Origin of the sequence: Cryobacterium sp. CG_9.6, assembly GCF_029893365.1 — a bacterium.
GTDB lineage: Bacteria > Actinomycetota > Actinomycetes > Actinomycetales > Microbacteriaceae > Cryobacterium.
Genome location: NZ_JARXUZ010000001.1, coordinates 3,141,746 through 3,167,903, shown reverse-complemented (window position 1 = coordinate 3,167,903; position 26,158 = coordinate 3,141,746). Strand labels below are relative to the sequence as shown.

Sequence of the window (26,158 nt, the reverse complement as noted above, 5' to 3'; positions counted from 1 at the left end):
GCGATGGTCAGCGGTGCTGCCCGTCCAACTCGTTATTGTTTGTTATGAAACTCGAGTTTCATAACAAACAATAACAATCTCGATCAGGGTGCGAGCGAGCCTCCTCGAGTCAACAGAGCTCTCTCAACGCAGGCCGGGACCGAGACCTTGACGCGCTGCGCGCTGAGTTCAATCTTGATTTGGTCCGGCTGCCGACAGGGCTGGCTGCCGCGCGGGGAGGTCGAGAACTGGACGGGGGTCCTCGTCGGCGCGCAGACCACGGCAAGGGCTACGCCAATTCAGGGTGGCCGCGTGATGACCGGGTAGATGTAATCCCTTGCCCGGGCGGCCGATTCGTCGCTTCGTGCTCTCACTAGTTACCGCTTCTGCGTCGTTCGATTTCTCTGTCCACGCGCGCCTCTTCGAGCCGTCTTGGTCGATCATTGAGCCAGCGGAAGAAGGCCGGACCAAAAAGCATTGGGCCGAAGACTGCCAAGGCGCAGGCGATGTACGCGACCGGCTCATTGTTCTCCACAGACGCACCCATGATCGTCCAGAGTATGGCCTCGTACGAAAGGATGATTAGCACCACCATTTTGCCCCCCATGCCGAATGCACTGAGCATGGTGAAAGACTTGGCCACCGCACATCCCTCATGACGGGCACTACTTTCAGGGTCACCCGCCCGAGGCGGCCCCGCCCTTGCACCCGCACGACAGGTGCGACTGCCAACTTCGGGCGTTACGATCCGTCGTCCCCGTCCCCGTCCCGCGCTGTGTCGGTAGCCGTCGGTGTCGGTGTCGGTGGACGCACCACACGCGGTAGCAACCATTCCCTAGCTAGGCGCTCCTGATACGCCTTCAGGTCCGCAGCTCGGCTCGGGTCCGTGATCATCGCCCGCCCCTCGGCGTCAACCGGTATCGCGCGAACCGAACCACCCTCAAGCCGCTCCCGCGCGACGACTCGTTCGCGCTCCTTGCGGATAGCCGCCAGGTTTGACAGGCGCTCCGCACTCCGAGCTTGGGCGGCGGCGTCCTCTTCCCGTATGACGCGCAGGGCTTCTACCTGCGCGGCAGCCTTCGCGTCAGCCTTGATCTGCTCCGCGACCTCGGCGAGGGCCCGCCGCTGGTGGTAGGCAAGCATCCACACCCACGATTGCATGCTCTCGACCCGGGCCGACCAGGTTGCCTTCGAGATAACCGGCGCGAACCTGCCGCTCTGGGCATGCCGTACTTCCGCGTCCGCGACCGGGCTGCGAGGCCCGGCTGCCCGGGCGGAGAGAGGCGCCGGCGGGTGGCGGAGCGCTTCGAGGACGTGCTGGATGGTGGAGCCCCGCCAACCGGGGTGGCACCAGTGCGCCGGGAGCTCTGTGTCTCTCTCGTCCGTGCGGATCTCGGCGGCATCTGCAAGCCACGCTTGATCAAGCCACGCGAAACGAGCCGCGCACCCAGGGCACGAGAACCCCCACGCAAGGTCGGTCGGGTCTCCCGGGTGCGACGGGCTCTCCGGCACAGCCAACGATGCCTGTGGCAGGTCGAGGTTGAGGTCTCCGGCGGACACCGCGTCGGGCAGGTCTTTGCCCTCCGTCCAGGTGCCCTCGCAGAGTTCGCACGCCTTCTCTGCGCGGCCGACGCTGTGGAATGTGATCGAGTGGGCGCCGCAACTGTTACACGCCTGCACGCCCCATCTGGTCGATGCGGCGATGGTGCCGCGCCGGGCAGGTGCCCAGCGGAGCTGACTGTTCAGGACGGCGATGATGACGGGAGCGAGCGGGATCTCCGGCGTGCCCGGCGTGCTTGGCGTCCAGGTCCCGTCGCGAACCACCGGGTCGTCGTCGACGATGGCGACACCGAGGGCGGCCGTCACTCCATCCGTGAGGTACTTGATGTGGCGGACGAGCCAAAGGCATTCCACACCGTCCTTCGCGTACCGGTCCTGACGTGCCTGATAGACGGAGTGGATCTGTTTGGACCATTGGACCTCGAACGCGTACTGACGATCCCCTCGGGTGGCCATGACATCTGCAATCCAGCTTCCGTCGGGCGCACGTACCTCCTCGTTGGCTTCCCATTCAGCTTCGCGAGCAGCGAGCATCACCACGGTCTTGATGCGCAGATGCTCCGGAGATTCCGGCTTGTGCTCGAAATCGCACGCGGCGAGGTCGTAGTGGTAGAAGTGCTTCGTTCCGAGCTTGGATCGGCGAGGAATACCGCGGGTACCGCAGATCAGGGTGAGCTTGAGCTTCTTGAGCTCTAACCAGTCTTCATCCGCGATGAAGGGCGCTTGGTACTGGCGCTCACCGTCATACGCAGTCAGGGGCACGGATCTCTCCCAGGTTGGGTGAAACCGAGCCTAGCGTCCCCCGCCGACATCCTTCGATTCGATCCAAGACCGCTTCTTCTGGTTAGCCTTATCTCACTTCACGGGGGTGGTCTTTTACTAGTGATGATCGCGCATATCCGCACTAGCGGGGCACCTGGGTTCCCTAACCGGGGGCAAGACTAGTCGTCCGAGCCGCGAGCCAAGACGGCTCCGAGCAATCCCTCAATGTCCTCGGTCGAGGAGGCCTGCCTGCCCGTTAGGCTGGCTCGCATATGGTCTTCGACGAGGAACCACTGGATCATGTCAGCGGCCTCCCAGATCTGAAACCTCAGGAGTGGCCTGTCGATCTCATGTGGCACCGTGAACGAGCCATCCGCTCGGAGATCGACGTAGAAGCCCCTCTTCTTCGCCTCGTTGTCCTCCTGGGCGAGGCCCTTCAGATAGGCGGCCAGCGCATCCCTACGTGTCAGGGTTGGGTGAGGCCAGTAGCTAAGAGCAAGTCCGCCGTTTGACGTAGGGCGAGAATCAGGAATCATAACCATGTCCAGCCCGTCTTTGATCGCCGTGCGCGACGATAGTCATATGAGTAGTCCCGGACCCCGAGCTGGTGGTCCGACCTCGAGAAGGTCGTTCAGCCCAGCACAGAAGCTTGCCTATCTGGCTGCGTATGACGCGGCCATCAAAGCCCATGAGGGCGGTGCGTATCTGCGCGCCGAAGGGCTCTACTCCTCGCAGATCACGGAGTGGCGAAAGCTGCGTGACGCCGGTGTTCTTGCGGGGAAGAAACCCGGCGAGAAGATTGGTCGGTTAACGCCGGAACAAGCGGAAATCGCCCGGCTGCGCCGCCAGCTGAGCAAGACCGAGCAACGCCTCGAAACGACGGGGGTGGCGCTTGAAATCATGTCAAAAATGCACGAGCTACTCGAAAGTCTTTCGAAGAGCTCGCGGGACGAAACACCGCACACGAAGCCGTAATGACCGCGTATCGCGAACTGGCCAGCCGAGGGATCTCGACTCGCGTCGCGGCCGACTTGGTCGGGATCCCTCGCGCGACCGCCACCCGGAAACCACGCATCCCGGTGGCCGGGCCGGCGCCGATCCCGGCGAACAAGATCGATGATGTCGACCGCCGGCAGATTCTCGACGTCGTCAATTCGGACTCGTTCGTTGACCTGCCGCCGATCCAGATCTACGCGCAGCTGCTCGATGCGGGCACCTACTTGTGCTCCATTTCAACGATGTATCGGGTGTTGAACGAGAATCAGCAGGTCAAGGACCGTCGCCGCCTGGCCCGCCACCCGGCACGGGCGATCCCCGAATTGATCGCCACGGGACCGGGCCAGGTACTCAGCTGGGATATTACGAAGCTTGCTGGCCCGGTCAAGGGGAAGTACTTCGATGCTTACGTGATGATCGATATTTACTCGCGCTACATCGTCGGCGCGTATGTTCACGCCTCAGAATCGGGAGAGCTAGCGGTGGACATGATGAAAGAAATCTTCGGCATTCACGGCCTCCCGCAGGTCGTGCACGCCGACCGCGGCACGTCGATGACGTCCAAGACCGTCGCGGCGTTGCTGTCGGATCTGGAGGTCACCAAGTCGCATTCGAGGCCGCGGGTGAGTAACGATAATCCCTATAGCGAGGCGTGGTTCAAGACCCTGAAATTCGCTCCGACGTTCCCCGAACGATTCGGCTCCCTCGCCGACGCGAAGACGTTCCTGGCCTCGTTCGTCGATGGCTACAACCACGAGCATCGCCACTCCGGAATCGGCCTGAACACGCCCGCCGACGTGCACTACGGCCTCGCCGAGGCGAAGGCCATCGAACGAACAGCGACGTTGGAGGCGGCCCGCGCACGCTTCCCCGAGCGATTCAGCACCAGCCACGCACCAAAGATCCTGTCCATTCCCGCGACGGCTTGGATCAACAAACCAGCCGACAAACCCACCGAGAACGAAGGGCTCGAACTAGCCGCCTAAACTCCCACTGGCCTCATTCGCCTTGACAAATTCCGACCGGACACAGCGAGCAGGGCGCCGTGCGCCTTCTGGGCGCACGCATCACCGGGCAACTGGGCATGAGAGGCGCGGACGTCACTAACGACACCGGCCCCGCCCTGGTCGCGGATGGTGTGACCGTCGTCGGCGGTGCGTTCCTTAACGGACGGTTTACTGTCACCGGACACAGCGACGATGGTGCAGTGCGCCTCCTGGGCGCGCACATCACCGGGCAACTGAGTATGAGAGGCGCGGCCGTCAAGAACGACACCGGCCCGGCCCTGGCCGCCGATGGTGTGACCGTCGTCGGGGATGCGTTCCTTGATGAAGGGTTTACTGCCACCGGACACAGCGACGATGGTGCAGTGCGCCTCCCGGGCGCACACATCACCGGGGCACTGCATGTGGACGACGCGAGTGTAAATCGTAAGGTTACGGGCATGAAGTGGGTAGTTGATGGGCTGGTGTATAACGGGTATCCGAGCGTGGGTTTTGACCGATGGTTGAAACTTCTGCGGAAGGGTACAACCGGCTACACGCCGCAGCCATACCAGCAATTGGCTACGGTCGCGCGGGCCGCTGGCCACGACAGGGACGCACGCCGGGCGTTGATGGCGCAACGGGACGATCAGGTTGAACGCGGCGATCTGACACGTTCTGCGAAAACGTGGGCCGGGATCACGAAGGTCACCCTCGGCTATGGGTACCAGCCGTGGCGTGCACTGATCTGGGTTGGCCTTGTCCTCCTGATCTCACTGGGGATTGCCCTCATTCCTGGCGCGCTAGCCCACACCGGCACCGGCACGCCCTGCACCGTCGTGGAGAGGGTCCAAGTCGCCGTCGATATGGCCATCCCGCTTGTGAGCACCAGCACCAGCACCGGCACGTTGTGCCGTGCCACGTCAACGACGAATGGGCAGTTTGTCGCGGGGGCCGGCATCCTGCTGACGCTCTCCGGGTGGGCGCTAACGGCGCTGTTTGCCGCTGGCTTCACCCGCGCCATCCGCCAGCCATAAATCTGCCCGTGCGCCGCATGCCCGGGCAAAGAAAATCCCCCAAGTGCGCTTCCGAGAGAGGCGTGGGGGATGTAGTGTCCTGAGATTAACACAGATCAACGACGTGCCGAAGGTCGCTTCGCTCCTTGCCCTCCCAACCCACGCCAGACCGCTTGATAAAGTTATCAACTGCTGAGCGAGCTGATCACAGGACATGGGCTTCGCCAAAACCACAGACGCCGGGCCCACCTCGCAGCGGTTGGATTCAGTGCGCGGCATCATCGAGCGCGGCAAGCCCTATTCGTTCCGTCACCGCGCTGTAGAGGCGTACCTGACCAGCGACTGGCCGAACGTTGACTGAGCGCTTGACCTAGACCTGAACGCCGCCCACACGCGTCCTACAAAGGGGGATTGTGTTTATCATTTGTTCAGCTTGGTAAAGGGAGCAACGGATCGTCTACCGTTCCTTCGCCTTCGAGCGCACTGAGGACTTGCCCTATAGTGCTGCCGGGTCAGTGGACACGTGGGCTGGTTTGCTAATCTCTGTACACATTTGCACTTATACCTAATGTGTACACAAGTGCTTGAATTAGATCATGGACACGATCACCTCATCCGTCACGATTCGAGCGCTTCGCGGGGGTCTCGCCGATGCTGTTGGCCGGGCTAACTATGGTCACGAGCGTGTGCAGATCACCAAGAATGGCAAGACGGCGGCCGTGCTCATCGGACCCGAAGATTTTGAGCTCCTGGAACAGCTCGAAATGCACAGGGACGACGCTGAATACCAGGCAGCGAAAGCAGCTGATGACGGTGAACGCGTCAGCCTGAGCGAACTGGTCTCCGAGCTCAACGAGTGAGTTCCTACCGCGTTGACTTCACCACCGCGGCCGCCAAGGAAGTACGCAAGCTCGACGTTGGAACACGGCGCCGCATCCTCGCTGGCATTGCCGAGCTGGAACACGATCCCTGTCCTGTTGGATGCAAGAAACTCACCGGTCACAGCAACGCGTGGCGAATCCGCATCGGCGACTACCGTGTGCTGTACGAGGTCGTCGACGACGTGCTTGTCGTAACGGTCGTCCGAGTGGCGCATCGCCGCGAGGCCTACCAGTAGCCGTCCTTCTGCAACGCCCATGTGCCAAATCGCTGAAGCAACGCAGCGCAAGTTTTTCGGCTACGTCTGGCTGCGCGACCGACACCGAGGGTTGCAGTTCCATAGACCGTCCACCAGAATCACGATACTCACCGGAAGGTAACAGAAAATGACAACCAAAGACTCCTCTTCAACCCCTCCCGACGACCCTGACATCGACGTTGAGCAGGCCCTGGCCGTCATCGAGAAGGGGCAGCAGCTTGCTGGCCACTACCCGAGTGCAGAAACGATGGCTCGCGCACGACAGGTCCTCACGGGCGAAGTGACACCGGAAGCCGCACGAGCTGAGATGCACCGGGCGCTGGCGCGCATTGTGGACGAGGAGCGCGAAGCCAGAAATGGCCGCTGACGACCGATACACAATTCCCGGTAGTGGTGGCGTCCTCAAGAACAAGCTGGGTCTAACTAACCAAGACTGACTCGCGCCGCCACGCAGCGCAGAATTCACAGCTGCCCGTTCGGACCATCTTTTCAGCGCTGACGGAGCAACACTGGATTCTCGATCTGACCTCACCGAGCGCCGTCAACGCTTCCCTGAGTTGTTCACTAATGGGGAGGGTCCGGCCGCCGCCACGAAACAGTTCCCTGAGCTGGGGCGCTGAACCGAGTTCCCGTGGATCGAGCTACGCGACGATCTTTGAGCCCTTGGAACGGTTACAGCGCCAGCAGAGGGTCTGCAAATTCTCGGACGTGCTGAGACCGCCTTTGGACACGGGCATGATGTGGTCGACCTCCAGCAGTAGGTGCGGTTCGGCGGCCACGGAGACGTAGCACTGCACGCAGGCAAAACGATCGCGCTCCTTGATCTGGCCTCGCAGTCGGGCGGTCATCAGTGAGCGCTGCCCGGCTGCCGACTTCACCCAGCGGATCTTCTCGACGAGCGTCGCGGCCAGCGCTTCAAGGGTGGGGGTGTCGAGCCTGATGCTCGACGTCTGACCGGTGTTTCCCCCTGCGGAGGTGTACTGGAACTTGTACTCCGGGTACGGCACCGCAATGGGCGACAGCTCGACGCCGATCTGATTCCAGAACTCAGCGTCATAGCGCGCGAGAATAAAAGCTGGCGGATTCACCCGCACAGTGATTGCGGCCTCGCGGCTCTTCACGTTGGTCACGGCCTCCTCCAGCCGCGAGATGTCCTCGGCAACACGCTGAACATCGGCCAGTGCTTCTTGGTTGGCCTTGATGGAGAAATACTTCATCAGATATTTGATGGGCTCGAGGCTTGCGTTGCGCACCACCTGCAACGAGCCATTGTGCACATGCGGCGCGTACTCGATGACGTTGCGGTCGCGTCTGGTGTTCCAGGCAGAATCATTCTCGAACGTCGCCAGGTGCGCATTCTGCCCCGTAGAAGACACTCCGAGACCAAACGATCCCTGTGATCGGATCTCGGCCACGTAGTTCACAACCTCGTTGTGCTCAGCGACGACAGAGACGATCTCAGCACGCAGCGTCTGGAACTGCTCCGAGTTGAAATAGCGATTCTTGCGGAACTTCCAGATGATCGGATTACCGATCAGAAGCAGCACCAGCACGACAAGCGCAACAAGAAAGTTTCCGGTGCTGGCACCAAGAACAATGGGTGTTGTGATGAGCAGCGTGATGAATAGCGGTTTGGGCATGGTGTGGTCTTTCGGGGTTTGTTGTGAGGTCGACACGTTCAGTATGACGGGAACCCAAGACATAACTCACTCGTATTCCAGCGTGAATGAGCGGCTTGGGTCTTGCGTGCTGAATTAACCGCACCAGAAACACGCCACCTGCCCGAAAGGACTCCATGACCAACTTCATCGAACCATCGGCTCTCCATCGCAAGACGGACCCCTGCCCCGCCTGCGGGACCTGGATCTGCGACGACTGCGGTGCCCAGCGACCCTACGCCAGCAGGTTCTCAAGCACACCACAGCGATGCGGGACGTGCGGGGGTACTAACGGCCACATGGCCGAGGTCGTTCATCGTGAGAGCCGCGCCGACGACCACGACGCTGCGTATCGTCGAAGCCTGACCGGTGATGCCGAGCTGAGGTATCCACTGGAGCTAACCAGTGGTCGAAACATCTCGACCCGCCTGCAGCACCGTCCTTGAATGGACGCTCGTTGGTGGCCTCATGGTGAAGCTTCATGCTGAGCTGGCTGAGCTGGCTGAGCTGGCTGAGCTGCCAGCGCCGCGCACGACAATGGATGTCGACTCGGCACTCCACCTCGAAACCAAAGCGATCAGTTTCCCCCAGGCAGCCGCACTTTTACAGGGAGCTGGCTACGCTTTGAACAACCTCGCGCTGACACCTCGCCACGTCTAGTCGCCGTAGCTATCGCCGCCAACTCAGCCCCCAGTGGAACGTCACTATTCCATTGACTGATTTCTTGATACAATGGAACGACGGTGTTCCAGTAACTGAGCATGGAACGCCGCTATTCCATTGGAGGTCGATGTGCTCATAAACGACCTAGTCGAGCTCGGCGCACTTATCCGCCGGCGCCGAACTGAACTCAACCTTTCGCAGAATGATCTTGCCGAAAAGGTGGGCACGACCCGCCAATGGTTGTCGCGCCTTGAGAAGGGCAAGAACGACATCGGCACTGCCCGGCTGCTCGCGGTCCTTGGCGTACTGGAGCTGAACCTCGAGATCCGGCCGCCGCGCCTCGAAAGCGCTGCAATGGCCATCCAGGAAGGCGTCCGGGCGCAGTCGTTGATCTCGCCCGAAATGGAGCGCTTGCTCGCCAGGATGAGGGGCGAGGGCAGTGCGCCTCTGTCAGACACCTATTTGCCCGGCACCGGCCTCCGGGTGCCGGATCTCACGACCAGCGTCGAGCCCAACGCGCTCGAAGCCGGTCGTCGGCGTATCTTCGAGGCGAGCCTGAAACTCTCACAGCGAGCCGCAGAGACAAAGACGGGCAAGGAGTCCGACGATGCTCAGTCTTGACGTGTTCCTCTATGGCGCTCACGTCGCCGAGCTCGAACTGCTCGCACCGTTGCAGTATCGCCTCACCTACCGCGCCCAATGGCTGGACGACCCGAACCAGATGCCGGTGAGCCTGTCCCTGCCTGTTGGCCCGGCGCCGATCACTGGGTCAAAGCTCACCTCATTTCTCGACAATCTGCTCCCCGACAACGCCGATGTACGCGAGCGGTGGGCAATCCAAGCAGGGCTGGCCACTGCTGAGCCGTTCGAACTCCTACGCGCCTACGGCACCGACGTGGCCGGAGCCATCCAGTTTGCCGAACCGGGCACTGACCCGAATCAGCGAAGCAACAGCGCCAGCAACCCGATCAGCAATGCCGAGATTGCAGCGCGAATCCGCGCGATCAGAGACGATGACACCAGCTGGCTGGATTCCGACCGGGACACAGGCTACTTTTCCCTCGGCGGCGCCCAGGGGAAGTTCTCGCTCGGCAACGCCGGTAACGGCTGGTACGAGCCGACCGGTAGTTACCCGACCACGCACATCTTCAAGCCGAGGGTGCGTGGCCAGAAGGACGGCGAGCTTGTCGAATTCGTCGCCATGACCGTTGCTCGCATCATCGGGATCAACACGGCGGTCGTGGACATTGGTATGTTCGACGACGAGCACACCCTCGTTGTGGAACGCTTCGACCGATTGGCTGTAGATGCCGGTGCTGGTTCAGGCGCTTCCATCGTCCGCGTCCACCAGGAGGACCTCGCCCAAGCAGCCGGCGTCACCCGACTACAGAAGTATGAGAGCCGCGGAGGCCCTTCCTACAGGGGCGTGCTGCGCCTTCTCGATACTCACGTTCCTGACGAGCACAAAGAGTCCTCAAAGCTGACATTCGTTCAAGCTCTCATGTTCTCTTGGATGGTACTGAACACCGATGCTCACGCCAAGAACTATTCAGTCTTCATCCGCCCCGACGGCGCCGCACTGACGCCGCTCTACGACGTGAGCAGCTTCATCCCGTACGCCGGCCGGGTGGACGACGATCGCGGTAGGACCGGCGCCGCATTCCGGAATACGAACCTCTCGATGCGAATCGCAGCTGACTATCCCGCGGGCAAGCAATCATGGTTCGAGTGGGGTGCCGTCGCCCGAGAAGCCGGCCTCAGCCGCGCGCTCGTCACCGACTGGGCGAGTGCGGTCTCGGATTCACTGCCGCAACTGATCGCGGACGCCGCATCTTCGTTGCCGTCGCACCTCCAGACCGACATCATCGCGCGGCTCGTCGAACGCACACCGATTCGCGCAGCTCAAGTAGTCGCGGCGATCGCTCACTGAGTCATTGGGCCAAAATGGCGAGAAAAACTACTTCGCGGCGGGTGTCTGAGAAAGCTTGACGATCCACTTTGGCGTCGCTACGCCGGCCCGGCGGTCTGCGTTCACTCGTACGCGCGCGGCTACGGCCTGAGCTTTCGGGCTGGGCCGGCTATCGCTCTGACGTTGCTGAATTTCGTTGATGGTCATGGCGTGCCTCCTGATCCTGACCAGCATGTCAGAGACACCAGCATGTCAAAGACAGAGAGCGGGCGCAGTGTGCCACTGGGTAACAGGAAGCGGTGCAGAACGGCACTTCGATGTCCAAGCATCTATCCGAGAGTTACCTGAACACTTGAGCCATTTAGGTATCACGTGTAACCTATGGGTATCAGGTTCACAGCCTACTTGGAGGAATCAATGAATCTCGGGATGCCACTTGTCACTGTCTTCGGTCGTACTGAGGGCGCAGTCCTGACTGCCCTCGCGCGCGGGTCGGCGTCGGTAAACGGCCGCCAGATCGAACGTCTCCTCGGCGGAACGGTGAGCATCAGAGGCGTGCGGGGAGCCTTGGAACGTTTGACTCGGGTCGGGCTCGTGCTGGCAGCATCCCGACAGGCCGAGACGCTCTACCGTGTGAATCGGGAGCACCTGCTCTGGTCGACCGTGGAGACTGCGATCAACTCATTGACTGAGTTCCGCCAGCGCATCCGTGATCTTGCCAACGAGAGCGCCCCGAACGGAACCGCTGTCGTGCTGTATGGGTCGGTCGAACGAGGTGAAGCCACAGCCGACTCCGACGTCGACCTGCTGGTCGTGTATCCGGACGAAATACCCGCGAGTCTCCGCGAGGACTTCGTCGACGAGTTGGGGCGACGCGTGGAGCTCTGGACGGGTAACCCGGCACAGGTGATCCAGATCACCGTGGGTGGCCTCGTGGAATCCGCAGGACGCAGCCAGCACGAGCCCGACGCGCTTGTCGATCTGTGGCTTCACGACAGCGAGGTCCTGATCGGTGAACTCCCGACGGTAATGTCGACGGCACTCTCGTCGACAGTCCAGCACCAGTAATGACACGCCAGACGGCAAGCGCCTCCTCAGCTCCGCGCATTCATCGAACAACTTGTAGAGGCCATGGAGTACGAAGACTGGCCACGCTACTTCGCGGAGTGGATAGACCGACACCAGGTCTAGGCGCGATCCCATCCTGGCGCGGTGATGCAGGCTGCACTACTGCGCCATCTCGCACACCTGCTGGTACCACATCGATGAGAGCAAAACGGTACAGCTCGCCTCCCATACGTGGGAGGCGAGCTGTACCGTTTTGCTCCCTGTTAAGGAGAATTACGGCGACTTGATGGCGAAGACGGTGAGCGTCGGGATCTAATGATTCCAATCACTGACCACGATACGAAGATGGTAAGTGGAATGACCCAAACAAGCGGGCCTTCCGTTCCTCCAAGTAGGAGGAAGAACAACGTTATGACGCTGCCGGCCACTGCAATCAGAAGCTGTACCAGCAGAGATCGTTTGTCATGTTTCATAGTGCGGGCTCCGGTCCGTAGAGATAAGCAAGTTGAGCGTAACGCCCATGGCTAGCAGCGTTCGTTTGTCATGTTCCATAGTGCGGGCCCTGATCCGTAGGGATAGTTGAGTTGAGCGCACCGCCCTTGCCTAGCAGCATCGTTTACTGGCTTCTGCCACGTCCACAGTCGGATGTTCACCGCTAGAGCACAAATTGGCGCAGCAGGACCGGTGAAACCACAAACTGCGTTTATGAAATAGGCGGGACCGAAATTGGCTGCGAGATCTCTTGTCTCAGAATTACTGAGTTTGTAGGCTACGCCCCACCAGAGATAGCTCACTGTTGGGTCAGCTACGACCGGGTAAACCGTGCCGCGAACGTTGTGCTCCACGATCTGTATGAGCGAAGTGCCGCTGATCTCGTAACGTGTGGCCACTTTGGACCCGTTAGAGCCTTTGGCCCACGGCGCGGCGATACTGGCGAACGCAGCACCGGCAGCATCCGTTATGTTGACGGAGCCGTCAGGGACAGCCGTAAGGTTCGCAAACGCGGGTAGCGTGATCGGGTACTCGTACCTTGTTGGTGCGGCGGCATTGTCGATGACAGTGTTGATTTGCACGCTGCCATCTGTCTGAACAACCGGGACGGTGGTCGAACCATTGTTGTTGTCATACGACACGACACCTTCCTGCTCAACTTTCGCCGAGCTTGCGTCCGGCGTAAAAGGCAACCCAATAGAGACCGATCGCCCGTCAGCGTCGAGTGTGATCCCGGCGGCCGGGTCAACGGGGATGGTCACGTCCACCCTCCCTACGGTGGAATGAATCGCGTTCTCGCTCGCCACAGCCGTTGGCACTACTGCCGCGTTGGCGATTGTCTCTGGTGTCGCGGCAGATACCGAGTTCAGCGTTTCATCGGTCGTAGTAGCGAACGCCGGAACGGCTCCCCAACTACCAACACCGACTGAGATAGCCAAGCCCAGACCCAGACCGACACCGGCCCCAAATCGCTTCTTAGTGAACATCATGAAATCTTTTACCTTTCGTAAATGAAAGGGCCGTCGACCCCCGTTCGCATCCCGGGAGTCCCGGAGCGAACCTTGCCAGCGATTCCCGAGCTGAGGTTAGCAGGAAAACCAACCGCACGGTTTCTTAACCGTTCGCAGGGCACCGCAGTCAAGCGCTCCAAGCTGCACTAAACCCGCACATCCAACCCCGGAAGAGCACCCTACCTCCGGTCCGCTTGGCGATCGGGGCGGAGCTGAGACGACCCCAACTACAGCTCTCCAAAAAGGTGTTGCTACGCCCCCTTTCGACAGCAACGCGCGCGATACGCACTGCGCAACTGATGAGTTCTCGGCCCTGGCCCGTCACTGCCCATGCCCTCGCAATCCTCCAGATCGGAGCGTTTCAACCCATCGGTGCTGTCTGCCGTATGTTGCGCATCTTCTGCGTCACGCCCACTGCGCTGTGTCCGCCATTCCGCGGCCCACTTGTCACAAGGGTACTAGCGGTTGTACCCTTGTGACATGTTGAGTGTCAAAGAGTATGCTGCCCGCCAGGCCATCTCCGTCGGGCGCGTGCACCAGCTCATTCGCACGGGAAGAATCCACGCCGACAAGATCGGCTCGAGCTGGGTCATCGACGAAGCAGAACTCGGTCGCCAGGCTCCGCTGTCTCGCCCGCTGAGCATGACCAACTCATGGTCGCTCATCGCTCTGCTGTCGGGGATCGAGCCCGCGAAGATGGAAGCGAAGGCCCGCTGGCTTCTGGACCGTAAGTGCGCTTCCCTGGCAGAGCACCCTGAGCCGGCACCGCTCCTTGCCAGCTGGCTTCGAGCTCGCGCACCAGTCCTTGTGGTGCACGCCAACGCTGCCGATCTCGCAGATCTCCGCGGCGACGAACGTGTCGTTCTTTCAGGGATCAGCGACGACCGGGCGGGCCTCAGTAGCGAGCATGAGGTCGAAGCGTACGTTGACCCCGAAGTCGCCCAAGAGTTGATACGCGAATACTTGCTGGTGGAAGTAAAGAACGCGAAGAGTGCGAAGAACGCAAACGTCTGGCTCCACTTGGCGCACGTCGAAGCTGACGCCGATGGGCGAGCGCCACTGGGTCTGGTCCTCGCTGACCTCGCCGACCACGCGGGGCCGCGAGAAAGCCAGCGGGTCAAAGAACTCCTCAGCAGTGACCGATGACTGTCACACCCGCGAGCTTCATCCAGATGGCAGTGCTTGGCTTTCATTGGCTTAGCAGGCGCTCTTGGATTGATCCCATGCTGGGCCCGAGGTCTGACATCAGCTCAATCAGCGCTTTGACATTGACACATATAGTCCGTAATGGGACTATATCTGTATGCATCTCTCCACGTCTCAGGCCGCGACAGAGCTGGGAGTCACCCCCCGACAGGTGAGGCGTGCAGTCGTGACCGGACGCATTGTGGCCACCAAGTACGGCAGCTCACACGCATTCTCTCAGCGGCAGATTCAGGCTCTCGAACGCACAGCGCACCGGGGCCGTAACTGGACAGACACTGTGCAGATGGCGGCTCTGGATCTGCTCGCTACTAAAAAAACCTCTGACCTAACCAACGCAGCGCTGAGCAGCACCGAGCGAAGCCGACTGAAGCAGCGCATCCGAAGCATGGACGTCGGCGCGCTGGCCGGCCAGATCCTACGCGGCCGCGTGTCTCTGCGACGAGCGGCAAGCGACGAGGCCAAGAGTCGTTTCGTAGCCGCGCTGGCCAGTGAGCTTGGTCTCTCCGCTGGTGGCGGACTGGGTGTGCTGGTCGCACAGGACGCCAGCCGCGCGGCCAGAAGGGCACGTCTGGGCCTGGATGACTCCGGCGACATTGCTGTTGTTGAAGGCGACGAGGTGCACCAGAGAGTTCTCGAAGCGTTGGCTCTGTACATGTACGGCGATGCGCGCGAATGCTCAGCCGCGACCCACTGGATCGCATCTGCGCAGAAACACATATGAACGACCGCCCGCTGATCTCGCTGACAATGGTGGTCCCCGCGAATTATGAACTCCTCAGCAGTCACCGATGACTGTCGCCCCCGGGAGCGTCATTCAGAAGGGGTTCTCGGTACCTGGCGTCGACACGGCGACACAACGCTCAGTGGACGTCTTTGACCAAGCCGCAGGTTGCGCAGGCGCCGGGGAGCGATTCCCAATACTTGTGGGGGAAGGCGCCCGGTCCGCTATAACTATTCATCGCCTCCTTCAGATGGAGGCGTCCCTGACCGCACCGACCACAGCAGTCATGATCACTGATTTGCCAGTCTGCCCTCTTGATGCACGGGGAGTGACTGCATACGTTGTAGCCACCTGCGTGATTGGTCCAAATGCGATAGCCAGTCATTTTCACGTTCCTCTCGCCAGCGCTCGAGCCGCCTAGCACCTAGTCTCTTGCGTCTCGTCGTGGATCCATAGCCCCAACGCCGATATACGGAGGCGCGCGTCTGACTACGACGGTGAGCACCCTCTTATTTAGCCGGTTGCGAGCTCACTGTCTTGGTGAGAGAAGAACCTACTTGGCAGCAGGCGTCTGAGAAAGCGTGACGATCCACTGTGGCGTCTTCACGCCGGCCCGGCGGTCTGCGTTCACTCGTACGCGCGCGGCTACGGCCTGAGCTTTCGGGCTGGGTCGGCTGTCGCTCGGACGTTGCTGAATCTCGCATGGCTGAATTTCTTTGATCGTCATGGCGTGCCTCCTAATCCTGTGCTCATTATGCGCGAGGGTGCCTGAAAATGCCACGTAAAAGACGGCGTATGAGTTCACCAGGCTGCGATATTGCGGTGTAACATAAATGGTACGCTAGCCCAATCGACAGCAGGAGAAGATCATGACCGGGGCATTTTGGGATGACGTCGCCAACGACGTACACGATCCCGAGTTCGCGCGCGCCTACGCCAGCGAAGCGATTCGCATCCGCACGATCGACGCGATCGTCAACGCACTGAATGATGCAGCGGAAGCCGAAGGGCTCACCAAGGCCGAGATCTCGCGTGCGGCAGGAATGCAAGCAGCTGCCGTGCGCCGGCTACTCACAGCCAGCACGGTCAACCCGACGGTGTCGACTCTTGTCGAGGTTGCGGCCACCCTCGGATTCCGGGTGACGCTTGAAAAGATGACGAAGTCCGAACGCCTCGAGATCACAGAACCGATGCGAGCCGCCGCCTGACCCCTGGTCAGATTGCCGATCGCGGCTTGTTGCGACTGCGGTACTCGACGCCCACCGCTCGGACCTTCGCGTACTCGCTCTCGGAAAGTGTGGTCCGAAAGGCCTTCCGCCGGCCGTCGATGATCACCAGATAGGGCTTATTTACTGGAGCACCGTCGCTCGGCCGAGGGCTCTAACTGCTCGAGCCCAGGTGCCCCACGGGTGCGACCTATCTACACCCTCGACGACGCCACGGCCCAAGGCTGCCGTCGAGTGCGGAATAGCACGAGTCGATCTCGAGACAAAAAGCACGAGTGTCCGTGTCCTTATGGTGGCTTTTCCGTAGAAATTTAGTCGACTTTGCGTGTTCGCGCGCGTAATCTTGACTTAGACGCCCGATGGAGATGAGGCTCACAATGAGGAAAACAGCAAACAAGACGCCTGGCAAAGTAGTCGAGAAGGCACCAGCCAAGCGCACCGTCCGATACTCCACTCGCGATGGCGCGATGAAGGCCGCAGCGAAAGATGTTAATAATAAGACGGGAAACGCCGCCTACAAGCGCACGATTCGACTCGACATTCGAGAGATCACCAGACGCTTGAACGCCGCTCTGGGCGGGACGCTCGTTGCTGCGCTAGCTGGCTCCAAGGACACCAAGGCCTCACACAAATGGGCTAAAGAGGGTGGCCCTCAGCCGCGCCCAGAGACAATGAAGCGACTTGCTTTCGCCTACGAGCAATGGCAGAGAGTTGCTGAGGTCGAGGGTGAGCACGTCGCACGCGTGTGGTTCATTGGCGCGAACCCCTGGCTGGACTACGACACCCCAGCCAATGCAATCAGGGAGGACCGTCTCAAAGAGGTCAACCGCGCTGCGCAGGCTCTTATCGACGATGCGTTCAGCGGTTGAGGAAGTCAGAGTCAACCAGTGCAGACTCCGCGAACATCGAGTTGACCCGCGAAGCGTCAACTCGACGGCTGTGCACAAAAACCGGACTCGCGCTCACGTCGGGCCCTGTCGGTGCTTTTCGGATCGCTCGGGAATCTTTCGGCCCGCTGAATCCCGTCTTTCGCGAGCAGGGCGACGATCCCGGCGGCTGGAGTCGATATGACACAGTCGGCCGGACTATCTACGCCAGTGATGACAGGCTGACTGCCTACATGGAACTGTTGGCGCCTTTCCGAACCGAGGTTGCCGGACAACGACGCGCCCTTCAGCCGATGGCTGATTTCCTGGGTGTGCCGCTTGATGATCTCTGGCACGACATCGTCTCAGAGTGGGACGAGCACGGAACCATGAAAGCCAGCTGGCTCCCACGAGCGTTTCGCGAAGGCCGCGGGCTCTACACGCTCAATTTCCCGGTCGGTTGGTGGATTGACATCACGGCGACCGAGACGATCGCTGCTGTTCACGATCTCTTCGACGGACAATACCCAACAGTGAACAGCACAAGCGACGAGCAGCTGACTCTCTCGCATCTCACCGGCGAAGATCGCGTGCTGACTACGGCCATCGCCGGCATGTTGCGCGAAAACGTCGAGCTGGATGACGGCACCCTGCCCCTGGGCGTGCAGTTCATCTCCAAGCACGGCAAGCCTGCCGCCGGCAGCGGTTTGTGCTGGGCGTATTGGATGCGCGAGGTGGACAGCGGCCTTGCTGAGCCGACCACGATCACGGCCAGTGAACCGATCACGGACGCGGATCCTGAGTTCAAAGCGGCTTTAGCGCACTGCAAGATCAAGTCCAGGTAGTCCAACTCCTGCACGGTAGCATCACAGCGCAAACTTCGTGGTCCTGGTCGTCTTTTACACGCTGTGGATGGTCGTACGCCGAGACAAAAATTAGCCTCAGTCAGCGCTATAGCGCTGACTGGTTACCGCGGGCCGCCGAGCACTTAGCCTCGATCCAGATATGGGCCCGCGGCCAAGACCGCCTCGGCTTCCACTCGCAGCTGGAAGTGCTTAACGACTTCCTGCATCTCGTCGCGCGACTTCGGTGTCCACTCACCTTCGGCGGTCGGCAACCCCAACAGAGCAGCGAAGTGCATGACATTGAGACGACGTACCTTATGAATGATCCGCAACGGAGCAAGCAGCATCTCTGACGTGAGGTTTGCGCCCTGAACGATCACGGCATGCCCGGCAGGCGCCGAGGCGGTCTCAGGATTGTGAAGCACCGCGACGAACGGGGCCGTGAAGCCCTTGGACGCCTCGTTGATTGTGCGCCGCCGATGCGTCTCCGGCAGGTGAAGTTGCTTGCCGGGCACGAGTTCGTGCGCATGCAGCCGCCCATCGACGGGCACGTCCAGGTCGTCCGAGAGCCAGTGAGGCTCGACGGCATAGAAGCTGAAGCGATAGCTGACCGGCGCTGCTGCAAGATCCGCGAGGATCTGGTCCGCCTCCACGAGCATCGGGTTACGATCGGACGACTCTCGACGAGTGCTGGCAGAGCGTTGTGCTACGAGCTCACGCTGTCGGCGTTTGTCCTTGGGCATTGGCACCTTCCCTGATGTGCAGCCCGGTGCTGCACGACTTAGGATACCGGCGCGCAGAGCCGCGACCAGGCGATTTCTGCGCAGCCTCATCTCACTTCAAGGGGGCGGTTTATTGCCCCCGATAATCGCACTTATCCGCACTATCGGCGCAAAGCCCCTGACACGTTCCTACCTGCTGACGACCTTGCGGTCGAGCAGAGCGCTCATCCGGTCGGCGGCGTCATCGTCATGCAGCCATCCGGCCACTTCGAACTCTCCGACTCGGAGCGTTGGAGCCCATCCGTGGGCGGTAGGAAGAAGGTCCGCAAGGGCGTCTCGGAACGCCCGCTGAATGTGCCGGCCACCCGCTTCAGGGAAGAGCGGCGGGCACGGCTTTGCGAAGTTTCCGCCCTTGGGCTTCATCCCCGATAAGGATCGTTCGATCCACGTTTCGCGGTCGAACGCGACACTTATGTGTGCCGGGTAGAGAGTGAACGCTTTGGCGCGGTGCGGCGAGAAATGTTGATCCTCATCGACTTCGACGATCCGTGGCGCTCCGTCAGGCCCGGTCAGAATCGCGTCCACGCGCCGGCTTTCGACTGGACGCATCACATCCGGTAGAACAAGCCCGGTCAAGTCTTTATAGATGGCCTGGATACTCGGCCACAGGGGGGCCCGCTTCCAGGCGTCCCGGGCGCAGTAGCCACGGTGGGACAGTCTCCCGCGATAGAGTCGCTCGCGACACTTGGTCGATCAGGTCGACAACTCGGTTCTGCACGTCCAGTTTTGCCACTCGTGTACCCCTTTGTCCTATACGTCCCGGGTCCACTGTAGAGGCGCAGCCGACAAGCTCGCGCTTGCCTTGCTGACTAGCCGGTGACCGTCTCCTCGATGCGCGCCGCCACTCCCGCCCGGAGCCGACTGCTCCGCCCCATAGAACGGTCGGTATGAGCCGAATAGCCGATGACCTCCGCCATGCCCTCGACATCGCCGACGCCCGGCTTAAGGGTGGCGATGACGCCGCGTTCCTCATGCCCGCCGCGTCGATGGACACCGCGTTGCCGCAACGGCTGGACCTTCCCAAAGTTGCAGGACACTTCGTACCGCGACGCCTTACTGTGAGTTCGTTTGAGGGGACGGCCGATCGACGCTGCGTTCGGCGGGCGACCAATGTTTCAGCTTTGCGCGGTAGCTGTCCAAGGTGAGGAAGCGCGCGCCATCAGGAATTCATCGCGACCTAAGCAATGCCCCGCGCCTGGATGCCCACGCTCCTGACCAGCACCTCACCCAAACCGGAGCGGTTGATAAAGTTATCAGCGTGCGCGACGGCTGATAACTTTATCAACCCGCAGTCGGTGCTCTCGATAGCCCGTGCAGTCCCAGATCTGTCACCATCCCAGACGGTTTGGGAGGACCGCACTGAGCAGCTAAGTCAAGGGCAGTGAGCCCCGACCACTGCTTCGCCATCACGAGCTTGAGATGATCGGCAAAATCGCGCGCGGTTCTTGTGTTGTGTGCCGCGCATTTGCGGTCTACCAGTTGATCGACGATCGATTGGAGGGCAGAGGTTTCTGCATCGCGGCCGGGCTTCGCTACGCCATCCTCATCGACGATGACGTAGCCGAGTTCGAACAGCTGATCACAGCCGAGCGCGCACGCGAGCATGGCGATCGACGCAAAGTCTTTGCGGTGTTCCTCATCTGACAGAGCGCGGGGCTTGATGTGTGCGGCGACAAGGAGAGAGGCAGGCAACTCGCGCCCGCAGATATCGCAATTCGCCGAATCGCGGCCGTCAAGAAGATACGACCGAAGCCGCACTTGCTCACGTCGGCGAATACCCATGGTCGTCGCATCAGTTCCCCCGAGTTCCCACACTTCATCTACTGACGCTGGTTCTGAAGGATTTATCCAGCCGGGGTTTCTCTCGAATGCCACGATCCTGTGATTGTCGACGATGCGTGTCCGAGTTGACGGCGGGTTCGTCAAGTCCGCGAGCCTGTTCATATCGCTCCCAGGAAGGACAAAGACTGGGGTCCACTCGCTGGACTCCGCGATGAGCGCACGCAGCTGGCGGCCAAATATCCCGTACGCGCGGAGGGGGAGTTGCCGACCTTCGGACGCTTGCGCGCGAATCCAATGCGCGTACTGCTCGTAGACGAAGCTGAAGAGCACGATGGGCGAGGTGAAATGCCGAGCGTGAATCAGCCAGAACTCTCGAACGCTCTCCTCAACATTTACCTTGTGGTCCCCCGATCTACGGCCTGTCTCCTCCGGAACCACGAGACCCCCGTTCCGGGCCCTCACCACCAATCGTCTGCTTCGACGATCTCGATCACGTCGCGGACGTCGCCGCCGTGGCGGAGCCATTGCACGGGGGTCTGGGGTCCCTTGGCGATGAGGCTCGACTGAGGGGTGGCGAAAAATCCGGCCGCACTCTGCCACGTCCATCTCGGGGTGATGACCTGGATGATCTGGGTGAGCCCGGGCAGGAGCTTCTCGGGGGACCCGATGCTGAACTGCCATACCGGGAAACGGAGCCGGCCTGATATTTCGATCGCGTACAGGCGCCCCTCTGCGACGGCAGCGCGAACGGTTTCCTCGTTCCAGTCGAGGAAACCTGTGACGACCTCCATCGAGCTGGTCTCGAAAAGGCCCAACAGCCACCCCTCAGTTGCGCCAACCTGCAAGCTTCCTCGGTCCACGGCTGCCGACGTCTCGGACCACTCCGTGGCGGTGAATGCGCCCGATTCGATCAGGAACCGTACTTCGTTTTCGGTCAGCCTCTCCAGCGAGATCGGCTTCATCGCGAGCAAGAAGTCCGTTAGTGCTTCCAGGAAGTATTCCGGGTCATTCGCCAATCGAGCCACGGCTTCTGCGAGGCGCCGGACGGCGTCCTCCGAGACATGTACCGTCCCCGGTTCCGAGCCAGTTCCGTCAGGGGAATCGGCGGGTGCGGGGGAGTGCGATTCCGTCATGATTCGAATGCTCGCATCAGTCGCGGAGCAAAGCAAGGCTGGGTGGTTATGGGAAGGGTGCTCCTTCGAAGAGCACCCGACAAGCGATATATGGCCTGATCAAAGATGTATTCGAGTTCGCATTCGCCGCCAGCACCCACCTTCGCCTGGTCGACGCAGGCGGGGCTAGGAGCACAAGGCAAGCACTCGTTTACGAGGGGAACTTGAGGACGGGCAACGTCTTAAGTTGGCCAACGTGCCCCCGATGAAATTGCTCAGAAATAAGGCAACATTTCGTGCTTCTTGCGCGCAGTGCAATCACGTAATCGCAAGTTCGTGGATGTCAGCTGCCCAGAGTCGGCCCGTCGTCGCTCTGATCGAACTCTTCCTCGATCTCGACGAGCTCCGAGCGGAGGCGCTGCATCTCCTTCCGCTCCGCGGGGCGGTGCGGGCTGACCTTCGGGGAGGCTATAGGGAGCGCCTCGAAGGCGGTAGTGGCGTCGCGGATCGTCTCCGACTCTGGTGTACCCATCGAAACCTCCTCGGGCTCGTGGGTGTTCATGGCGGCTTCCCGGGTCTCCTGGGCGTGCTTCCTGAGATCGGCGAGCGACACCCCGAACAGTGGCTTCCCCTGCGTCTGGCGCGCGGGCGCTACCGCAGGAGCGGGCTGCTGCGGCTCCGGGGTCGTTACAGGCTGGGGCTGCGCCGTGCCGTCGGGGGAGGAGATCGCGGTGGTCTGTGCCTGCTGCACCTTGCGTATCGCCTCCTTCTCTCGGGTCGTATTCGCCAGGCGCGCCAGCTCGGTGAAGTCACCGAGGCGCTCGGCCTCGACCGCTGCGTCGAAGTCCTCGATAATCGCGGGGAGGAAGTCGGCCGCCGCCTGGTCTTCGGCTTGCGCTGCGCGCTCCGCGCGGGCGAGCCGCTCGACGACGACCTGAGCATCGGCGAGCTCCTGAGCAGTCGGCACAGGCGTCGCTTTCGGGGCGCCGACGCGCTGCTTCTCGGGGCGCCGTTCTCGCTCTTGGCCAGAGGCATTGTCTTCGAGCTGCTGGATGGTGCTGTCGAAGGCGAAGTGATCGCCGAGAGTGGTGCCGCGGACGGGCGTTTTCATGTCGTCCAGCCGGTAGGACAACGCGTGCTTCTCGCCGGGCTTCCCCGCGCGACTAACACGGTGGTTCACGGTCACGTCGTGCTCGGACATGACCTCGACGAAACCGTCAAGGTCCACGGAGCGAGGGTCCTCCATCGAGTCTTCGAAGGCGGCGCGGATGATGTCGTGGTTCGAGATCTCACCTTTGGCTGCCATGCGTCGGTCCCGCGTACTGCGCTTCTCGGCGTTCTGCTCCGTCACCGTGGGGAGTTTCTGTTCAACGCCGTACTCGGCGCCGTGCTGCTTGATAAAGTCATCAGCGCGCTCGCGCAGCCGGCCGATGTCCGTGAGAGCGCCGGACATCTTGCGCCCGGCTTCCCAGACCTGGCCGTCAACCTCCATCCGCTCGACGACGACGGCGTTCTGAACGACGTGCACATGGGCGGCTCGGCCTGCGCCATCCGCTTGACAGACGAGCTTCATTTGGACGCCAGGGTAGAGGTCCGTCATCATCGTCGCGACGAAATCGAACGCCCGGCGCACCTGCTCGGGATCGTCGGGGTTCACCTCGTCGAGGCCGAAGCTGACGATCACGTGCACCGCCTGAATCTCGTCGATGTAGCCGTCACCCTCGCGGCGAACGTGCGTTGCCGCGGTGCTGCCTGCTGCGACATCCCAGTACTTTCGTCCGTTCGGGCGCGCGCGCCGGACATGGGTCGCAACCTCGCCTGGTTCGGGCAGCTCGTACTTCGCTGGGACCTTCCGCTTCGCGCCCTGCTTGCCGTGTACACGGCGCACCGCAGCGAACTCCCGCTCGGCCGTGGGGACGCGGCACCGGATTCCTTCGGAGTACAGAACACGGGGCTCAGTGCCCCCGGCTTTCTCCTTCTCGGTGTATCGCAGCAGACGCGCTGCGACCGCCGTCTTGCCGATCACTACGACTGGAATGGCAGCACCGCCATTAGCTTCGCGTCGCGCTCGGCATCCGCCGCCATCTGCATGCGGATATCGACCAGAGCACGCTCGACGCCGCGAATCGCATCAGTGTCGACCTTGCCCGTAGCGTTCGCGACCTTCGTTATTTGGTTCCAGTTGTGGCCGATGAAGTGGAGCTCGCGGGTGCGCTCGTTGTAGCTCGTCGTGACTTCTCGGACAGCGTCGCGGACTTCCGTGAGCAGAACCTCGTCAACGACAGCCGCGGGGCGTTGAGCCTTCGCGGACTGATGCGACTCGTCGCGCTGTAGCGCTGCGACGAGCCTGATCACCTCGCGGACTGCGTCGGGTCCCGACGCTGCGCCGAGCTCGGTCTGAACGAACGCGAGGTCAACTGCATCGTCGGCCGTCATCCTCACGGTGACGACGACGTCCTTCACCGGGCGGGCCGAGCTGCGCTCGTCAGCCCTCTCGCTCGCAGCTGCGCCGCAGCTCACGGCAAAGGACTCGACGGCCACCTGAGAGGTGTCCGCCTCGGCCATCGTCGGGCGCTCCCAGCTCTTCGCTTCGCTCATAGCCCGCGCCCTCCGTGTGTTCTGTTCACTAGCCTGCTGAGCATCCGGTTCTTCGCTTTTTCGAATCTTGGACCCGTGCTCAACAGCCTAGTGACCAGACCACTGGCAAGCAATCCGACCGAAATCATTGTCGCTGCGCTCCATGATTCGGTCGGACCGGGCAGTCCCTCTCGCTCCGCTCGATGGACTGCCCTTTGCATGCGGGGGCGCTGCCCACTCGACCCCGGTCAAGGCGGGCGCTGCCCCCTCGACACTTCCACCCGTGCGGGAGGGCGATGCCCTCCCGAGATGCTGACCGGCACGATGAAGCCCCGTGCACCTGAACGGTGCACGGGGCTTCGTCGTGCCGTGCTCAGTCGCTAAAGGCAGAGCTTGGCTCGGAGCGTCTGGAGCCGCTTGCTCTCGCTCATGTCGTCCGCGACGGCCTCGACGCTGTACTTCGCGTAGAGGTCGTCGACCAATTCCATGCGCTGCCGATCTCGGTTCGCGAGCACTTTCGTGCGGAGCAGGCCCATGCGCTTTTCGGCTTCGGCGAAGAGCTGCTCATCGGTCTTCGGCGCCTTGCGCCTCGGCTCGACCCTCGTTGCCCAGGGGCCGGTCTGCGGCGCGTTGGCGGTGCTGTGGAAATCACTCATGAGAGATCCCTTCCTTCGGCGTTGCAGTGGTCGGCCCCTGCCAGAGGGGCCCGGTCTTTGGGGGCCATGACGCGTCGGGGCCCTTCGCCTGTCGGTTCAGCCACGTGCAGCTGCGCGGCGACGCATCTCTTCGAGACGTACCTCCCGTTGTGCGGCGGTCGCGAACTCGGTCATGAAACGCTTTTCCAGGCTGTCAAACGCTGCAGCGTGCCTGAGGTAGAGGTAGGGGTGCTCTTCGCGCACTGTGTGTGCACTTCGCTCGCCCGAAAATACCTGGAGCTTGAGCCGCTCCAGCAATGGCGGCAAGAAGCCTCCACGTGCGCTCAGCGCGTCGATCTCGGCGCGCCACTCGTAGCCCGCAGAAGCGAATACTTCTGCATCCGGGTAGCGGTACTTACCCTTCGCTTGCTCGGTGGGCGATTCGTGCGTGAGGTAGCGCACAGCGCGCGCGAAGGAGTGCGTGTCGCCACGCTTCCCGACGACCGAACGCACGAGGACAAGAGGCACGCGGAGCATGTTGGCCACGGTTTGGAGCGTTCGCCCATCGTTCAATTCCAATACGACGTGCGAATGCGTGCGCACACCTGGGTCCTTGTCATGCACGATTGCGGCAAAGCGCACCACGTTCGGGCGGTCGAGCGCGTCGGCTATCAAATCTCGAGTGAGGGTCTGCGAGGCCACTTGGAAGCGGCGAGGCCTACCGGATTCGAACTCTTCAAGGCCCGTGGTGCCTTGGGGTCGCGTCTCTTCGGGGGCACCCATCAGCGCACCTCCTCGGAGGTGCTGTGGTGCTCATTCGAGATGAGCCAGCGATCTACGGCCTCGGGGCGGTAGCGAACGCTCTTTCCCGTGCGGATGAATGCCGGGCCGGTGCCCGTGATGCGCTTCTCGCTGAGCGTGCGCTGAGTCATACCCAGGCGCGCAGCGAGCGTAGCGGGGGTGATGAGGGAGTCCAGCAGGGAAGTGCTGACGGGGGAGTCAAGCAACGTGCTGAAGGGGACGTAAATCGTCATGCAGGACCCTAGATGGGATCCAGATGGCGCACGCTCTATCTCTGGGTGTTTCTAACCAGTGGCGAACCACTGGCGGGAGATCGTTCTCCCGCGGCGCAAATGGCCGACTTTTTGGTGCAGTCGGTAAGGATGGTGCTT

Annotated in this window: 32 protein-coding genes; 15 read left to right on the top strand and 17 right to left on the bottom strand. The window is 61.6% G+C overall.

Annotation, left to right across the window (positions count from 1 at the left end; translation table 11 throughout):
• Window positions 1-352: 352 nt before the first annotated feature.
• From H4V99_RS14740 to H4V99_RS14730, 3 genes are all read right to left on the bottom strand, one after another.
• A complete protein-coding gene (locus H4V99_RS14740; RefSeq protein WP_280679547.1) occupies window positions 353-622 on the bottom strand; it encodes a hypothetical protein in 270 nt (89 codons plus the stop codon).
• 98 nt (window positions 623-720) lie between these two features.
• On the bottom strand, window positions 721-2,301 hold the full coding sequence (locus H4V99_RS14735; RefSeq protein ID WP_280679545.1) for a competence protein CoiA family protein: 1,581 nt from the start codon (window positions 2,299-2,301) through the stop codon (window positions 721-723).
• 179 nt (window positions 2,302-2,480) lie between these two features.
• A complete protein-coding gene (locus H4V99_RS14730; RefSeq protein WP_280679543.1) occupies window positions 2,481-2,837 on the bottom strand; it encodes a hypothetical protein in 357 nt (118 codons plus the stop codon).
• A 46-nt stretch (window positions 2,838-2,883) separates the two neighbouring features.
• Here H4V99_RS14730 and H4V99_RS14725 point away from each other — a divergent pair.
• From H4V99_RS14725 to H4V99_RS14700, 6 genes are all read left to right on the top strand, one after another.
• Window positions 2,884-4,283, top strand: a protein-coding gene (locus tag H4V99_RS14725; protein WP_280680013.1) for an IS3 family transposase whose coding sequence is annotated in 2 segments (ribosomal slippage) — window positions 2,884-3,205 and window positions 3,205-4,283 — 1,401 coding nt in all. Because the reading frame shifts where the segments join, the coding sequence is not laid out codon by codon here.
• A gap of 59 nt (window positions 4,284-4,342) precedes the next feature.
• Window positions 4,343-5,317, top strand: a complete 975-nt coding sequence (locus H4V99_RS14720; protein ID WP_280679541.1) for a hypothetical protein — start codon at window positions 4,343-4,345, stop codon at window positions 5,315-5,317.
• Between the two features lie 193 nt (window positions 5,318-5,510).
• Window positions 5,511-5,657, top strand: a complete 147-nt coding sequence (locus H4V99_RS14715) for a hypothetical protein (protein ID WP_280679539.1) — start codon at window positions 5,511-5,513, stop codon at window positions 5,655-5,657.
• A gap of 235 nt (window positions 5,658-5,892) precedes the next feature.
• Window positions 5,893-6,156 carry a type II toxin-antitoxin system Phd/YefM family antitoxin gene (locus H4V99_RS14710; RefSeq protein WP_280679537.1) on the top strand — a complete coding sequence of 88 codons (264 nt, stop codon included), beginning with the start codon at window positions 5,893-5,895 and terminating at the stop codon, window positions 6,154-6,156.
• A complete protein-coding gene (locus tag H4V99_RS14705; RefSeq protein ID WP_280679535.1) occupies window positions 6,153-6,413 on the top strand; it encodes a type II toxin-antitoxin system RelE/ParE family toxin in 261 nt (86 codons plus the stop codon). The genes H4V99_RS14710 and H4V99_RS14705 overlap by 4 nt, the downstream gene beginning before the upstream one ends.
• Window positions 6,414-6,561: 148 nt before the next feature.
• Window positions 6,562-6,801, top strand: coding sequence for a hypothetical protein (locus tag H4V99_RS14700; RefSeq protein ID WP_280679533.1), 240 nt, complete (start codon window positions 6,562-6,564; stop codon window positions 6,799-6,801).
• A 274-nt stretch (window positions 6,802-7,075) separates the two neighbouring features.
• Here H4V99_RS14700 and H4V99_RS14695 read toward each other — a convergent pair whose 3' ends face one another.
• Window positions 7,076-8,074, bottom strand: coding sequence for an HNH endonuclease signature motif containing protein (locus H4V99_RS14695; RefSeq protein WP_280679531.1), 999 nt, complete (start codon window positions 8,072-8,074; stop codon window positions 7,076-7,078).
• 486 nt (window positions 8,075-8,560) lie between these two features.
• Here H4V99_RS14695 and H4V99_RS14690 point away from each other — a divergent pair, with 486 nt between their 5' ends.
• The 3 genes from H4V99_RS14690 to H4V99_RS14680 all read left to right on the top strand — a co-directional run bounded on the left by H4V99_RS14690 (window position 8,561) and on the right by H4V99_RS14680 (window position 10,685).
• The gene (locus H4V99_RS14690; protein WP_280679529.1) at window positions 8,561-8,752 is read left to right on the top strand and encodes a hypothetical protein; all 192 of its coding nucleotides are present in this window, start codon (window positions 8,561-8,563) and stop codon (window positions 8,750-8,752) included.
• A 132-nt stretch (window positions 8,753-8,884) separates the two neighbouring features.
• On the top strand, window positions 8,885-9,376 hold the full coding sequence (locus H4V99_RS14685) for a helix-turn-helix transcriptional regulator (protein ID WP_280679527.1): 492 nt from the start codon (window positions 8,885-8,887) through the stop codon (window positions 9,374-9,376).
• On the top strand, window positions 9,363-10,685 hold the full coding sequence (locus tag H4V99_RS14680; protein ID WP_280679525.1) for a HipA domain-containing protein: 1,323 nt from the start codon (window positions 9,363-9,365) through the stop codon (window positions 10,683-10,685). Before H4V99_RS14685 ends, H4V99_RS14680 begins: the two co-directional genes overlap by 14 nt.
• Before the next feature lie 27 nt (window positions 10,686-10,712).
• On the opposite strand, the gene H4V99_RS14675 is transcribed toward H4V99_RS14680, so the two are convergent.
• Complete coding sequence (locus tag H4V99_RS14675; protein WP_280679523.1) at window positions 10,713-10,871, bottom strand: hypothetical protein; 159 nt, start codon at window positions 10,869-10,871, stop codon at window positions 10,713-10,715.
• 222 nt (window positions 10,872-11,093) lie between these two features.
• Here H4V99_RS14675 and H4V99_RS14670 point away from each other — a divergent pair, with 222 nt between their 5' ends.
• Complete coding sequence (locus tag H4V99_RS14670) at window positions 11,094-11,732, top strand: nucleotidyltransferase domain-containing protein (RefSeq protein WP_280679521.1); 639 nt, start codon at window positions 11,094-11,096, stop codon at window positions 11,730-11,732.
• Between the two features lie 524 nt (window positions 11,733-12,256).
• Here H4V99_RS14670 and H4V99_RS14665 read toward each other — a convergent pair.
• Window positions 12,257-13,213 carry a hypothetical protein gene (locus H4V99_RS14665; RefSeq protein WP_280679519.1) on the bottom strand — a complete coding sequence of 319 codons (957 nt, stop codon included), beginning with the start codon at window positions 13,211-13,213 and terminating at the stop codon, window positions 12,257-12,259.
• Between the two features lie 501 nt (window positions 13,214-13,714).
• Here H4V99_RS14665 and H4V99_RS14660 point away from each other — a divergent pair.
• The gene (locus H4V99_RS14660; RefSeq protein ID WP_280679517.1) at window positions 13,715-14,380 is read left to right on the top strand and encodes a helix-turn-helix domain-containing protein; all 666 of its coding nucleotides are present in this window, start codon (window positions 13,715-13,717) and stop codon (window positions 14,378-14,380) included.
• Between the two features lie 226 nt (window positions 14,381-14,606).
• Window positions 14,607-15,161: a hypothetical protein gene (locus H4V99_RS14655; RefSeq protein WP_280679515.1), complete on the top strand. Its 555-nt coding sequence runs from the start codon at window positions 14,607-14,609 to the stop codon at window positions 15,159-15,161.
• A 553-nt stretch (window positions 15,162-15,714) separates the two neighbouring features.
• Here H4V99_RS14655 and H4V99_RS14650 read toward each other — a convergent pair.
• Window positions 15,715-15,888, bottom strand: coding sequence for a hypothetical protein (locus H4V99_RS14650; protein ID WP_280679513.1), 174 nt, complete (start codon window positions 15,886-15,888; stop codon window positions 15,715-15,717).
• 142 nt (window positions 15,889-16,030) lie between these two features.
• Between H4V99_RS14650 and H4V99_RS14645 the strand changes: the two genes are divergently transcribed.
• The 3 genes from H4V99_RS14645 to H4V99_RS14635 all read left to right on the top strand — a co-directional run bounded on the left by H4V99_RS14645 (window position 16,031) and on the right by H4V99_RS14635 (window position 18,098).
• Window positions 16,031-16,369: an XRE family transcriptional regulator gene (locus H4V99_RS14645; protein WP_280679511.1), complete on the top strand. Its 339-nt coding sequence runs from the start codon at window positions 16,031-16,033 to the stop codon at window positions 16,367-16,369.
• Between the two features lie 395 nt (window positions 16,370-16,764).
• On the top strand, window positions 16,765-17,256 hold the full coding sequence (locus tag H4V99_RS14640; protein ID WP_348522371.1) for a hypothetical protein: 492 nt from the start codon (window positions 16,765-16,767) through the stop codon (window positions 17,254-17,256).
• A gap of 251 nt (window positions 17,257-17,507) precedes the next feature.
• Window positions 17,508-18,098, top strand: coding sequence for a hypothetical protein (locus H4V99_RS14635; protein WP_280679510.1), 591 nt, complete (start codon window positions 17,508-17,510; stop codon window positions 18,096-18,098).
• Between the two features lie 143 nt (window positions 18,099-18,241).
• On the opposite strand, the gene H4V99_RS14630 is transcribed toward H4V99_RS14635, so the two are convergent.
• The 10 genes from H4V99_RS14630 to H4V99_RS14585 form a co-directional block, all read right to left on the bottom strand.
• Window positions 18,242-18,841: a hypothetical protein gene (locus H4V99_RS14630; protein WP_280679509.1), complete on the bottom strand. Its 600-nt coding sequence runs from the start codon at window positions 18,839-18,841 to the stop codon at window positions 18,242-18,244.
• Between the two features lie 168 nt (window positions 18,842-19,009).
• Window positions 19,010-19,405, bottom strand: coding sequence for a hypothetical protein (locus H4V99_RS14625; protein WP_280679507.1), 396 nt, complete (start codon window positions 19,403-19,405; stop codon window positions 19,010-19,012).
• 284 nt (window positions 19,406-19,689) lie between these two features.
• A complete protein-coding gene (locus H4V99_RS14620; protein WP_280679506.1) occupies window positions 19,690-19,887 on the bottom strand; it encodes a hypothetical protein in 198 nt (65 codons plus the stop codon).
• Window positions 19,888-20,161: 274 nt separating this feature from the next.
• The gene (locus H4V99_RS14615; RefSeq protein ID WP_280679504.1) at window positions 20,162-20,992 is read right to left on the bottom strand and encodes an HNH endonuclease; all 831 of its coding nucleotides are present in this window, start codon (window positions 20,990-20,992) and stop codon (window positions 20,162-20,164) included.
• A 128-nt stretch (window positions 20,993-21,120) separates the two neighbouring features.
• Window positions 21,121-21,795 (bottom strand): hypothetical protein, encoded by a 675-nt coding sequence (locus tag H4V99_RS14610; RefSeq protein ID WP_280679502.1) that lies wholly within the window; start codon window positions 21,793-21,795, stop codon window positions 21,121-21,123.
• Between the two features lie 322 nt (window positions 21,796-22,117).
• Window positions 22,118-23,800: a relaxase/mobilization nuclease domain-containing protein gene (locus tag H4V99_RS14605; protein WP_280679500.1), complete on the bottom strand. Its 1,683-nt coding sequence runs from the start codon at window positions 23,798-23,800 to the stop codon at window positions 22,118-22,120.
• Window positions 23,800-24,372 (bottom strand): hypothetical protein, encoded by a 573-nt coding sequence (locus H4V99_RS14600; protein WP_280679498.1) that lies wholly within the window; start codon window positions 24,370-24,372, stop codon window positions 23,800-23,802. Before H4V99_RS14600 ends, H4V99_RS14605 begins: the two co-directional genes overlap by 1 nt.
• A 359-nt stretch (window positions 24,373-24,731) precedes the next feature.
• Window positions 24,732-25,007 (bottom strand): hypothetical protein, encoded by a 276-nt coding sequence (locus H4V99_RS14595; protein ID WP_280679496.1) that lies wholly within the window; start codon window positions 25,005-25,007, stop codon window positions 24,732-24,734.
• Between the two features lie 96 nt (window positions 25,008-25,103).
• Window positions 25,104-25,769: a Rep family protein gene (locus tag H4V99_RS14590; RefSeq protein ID WP_280679494.1), complete on the bottom strand. Its 666-nt coding sequence runs from the start codon at window positions 25,767-25,769 to the stop codon at window positions 25,104-25,106.
• Window positions 25,769-26,020 (bottom strand): helix-turn-helix domain-containing protein, encoded by a 252-nt coding sequence (locus H4V99_RS14585; RefSeq protein ID WP_280679492.1) that lies wholly within the window; start codon window positions 26,018-26,020, stop codon window positions 25,769-25,771. The genes H4V99_RS14590 and H4V99_RS14585 overlap by 1 nt, the downstream gene beginning before the upstream one ends.
• Between the last annotated feature and the right edge of the window lie 138 nt (window positions 26,021-26,158).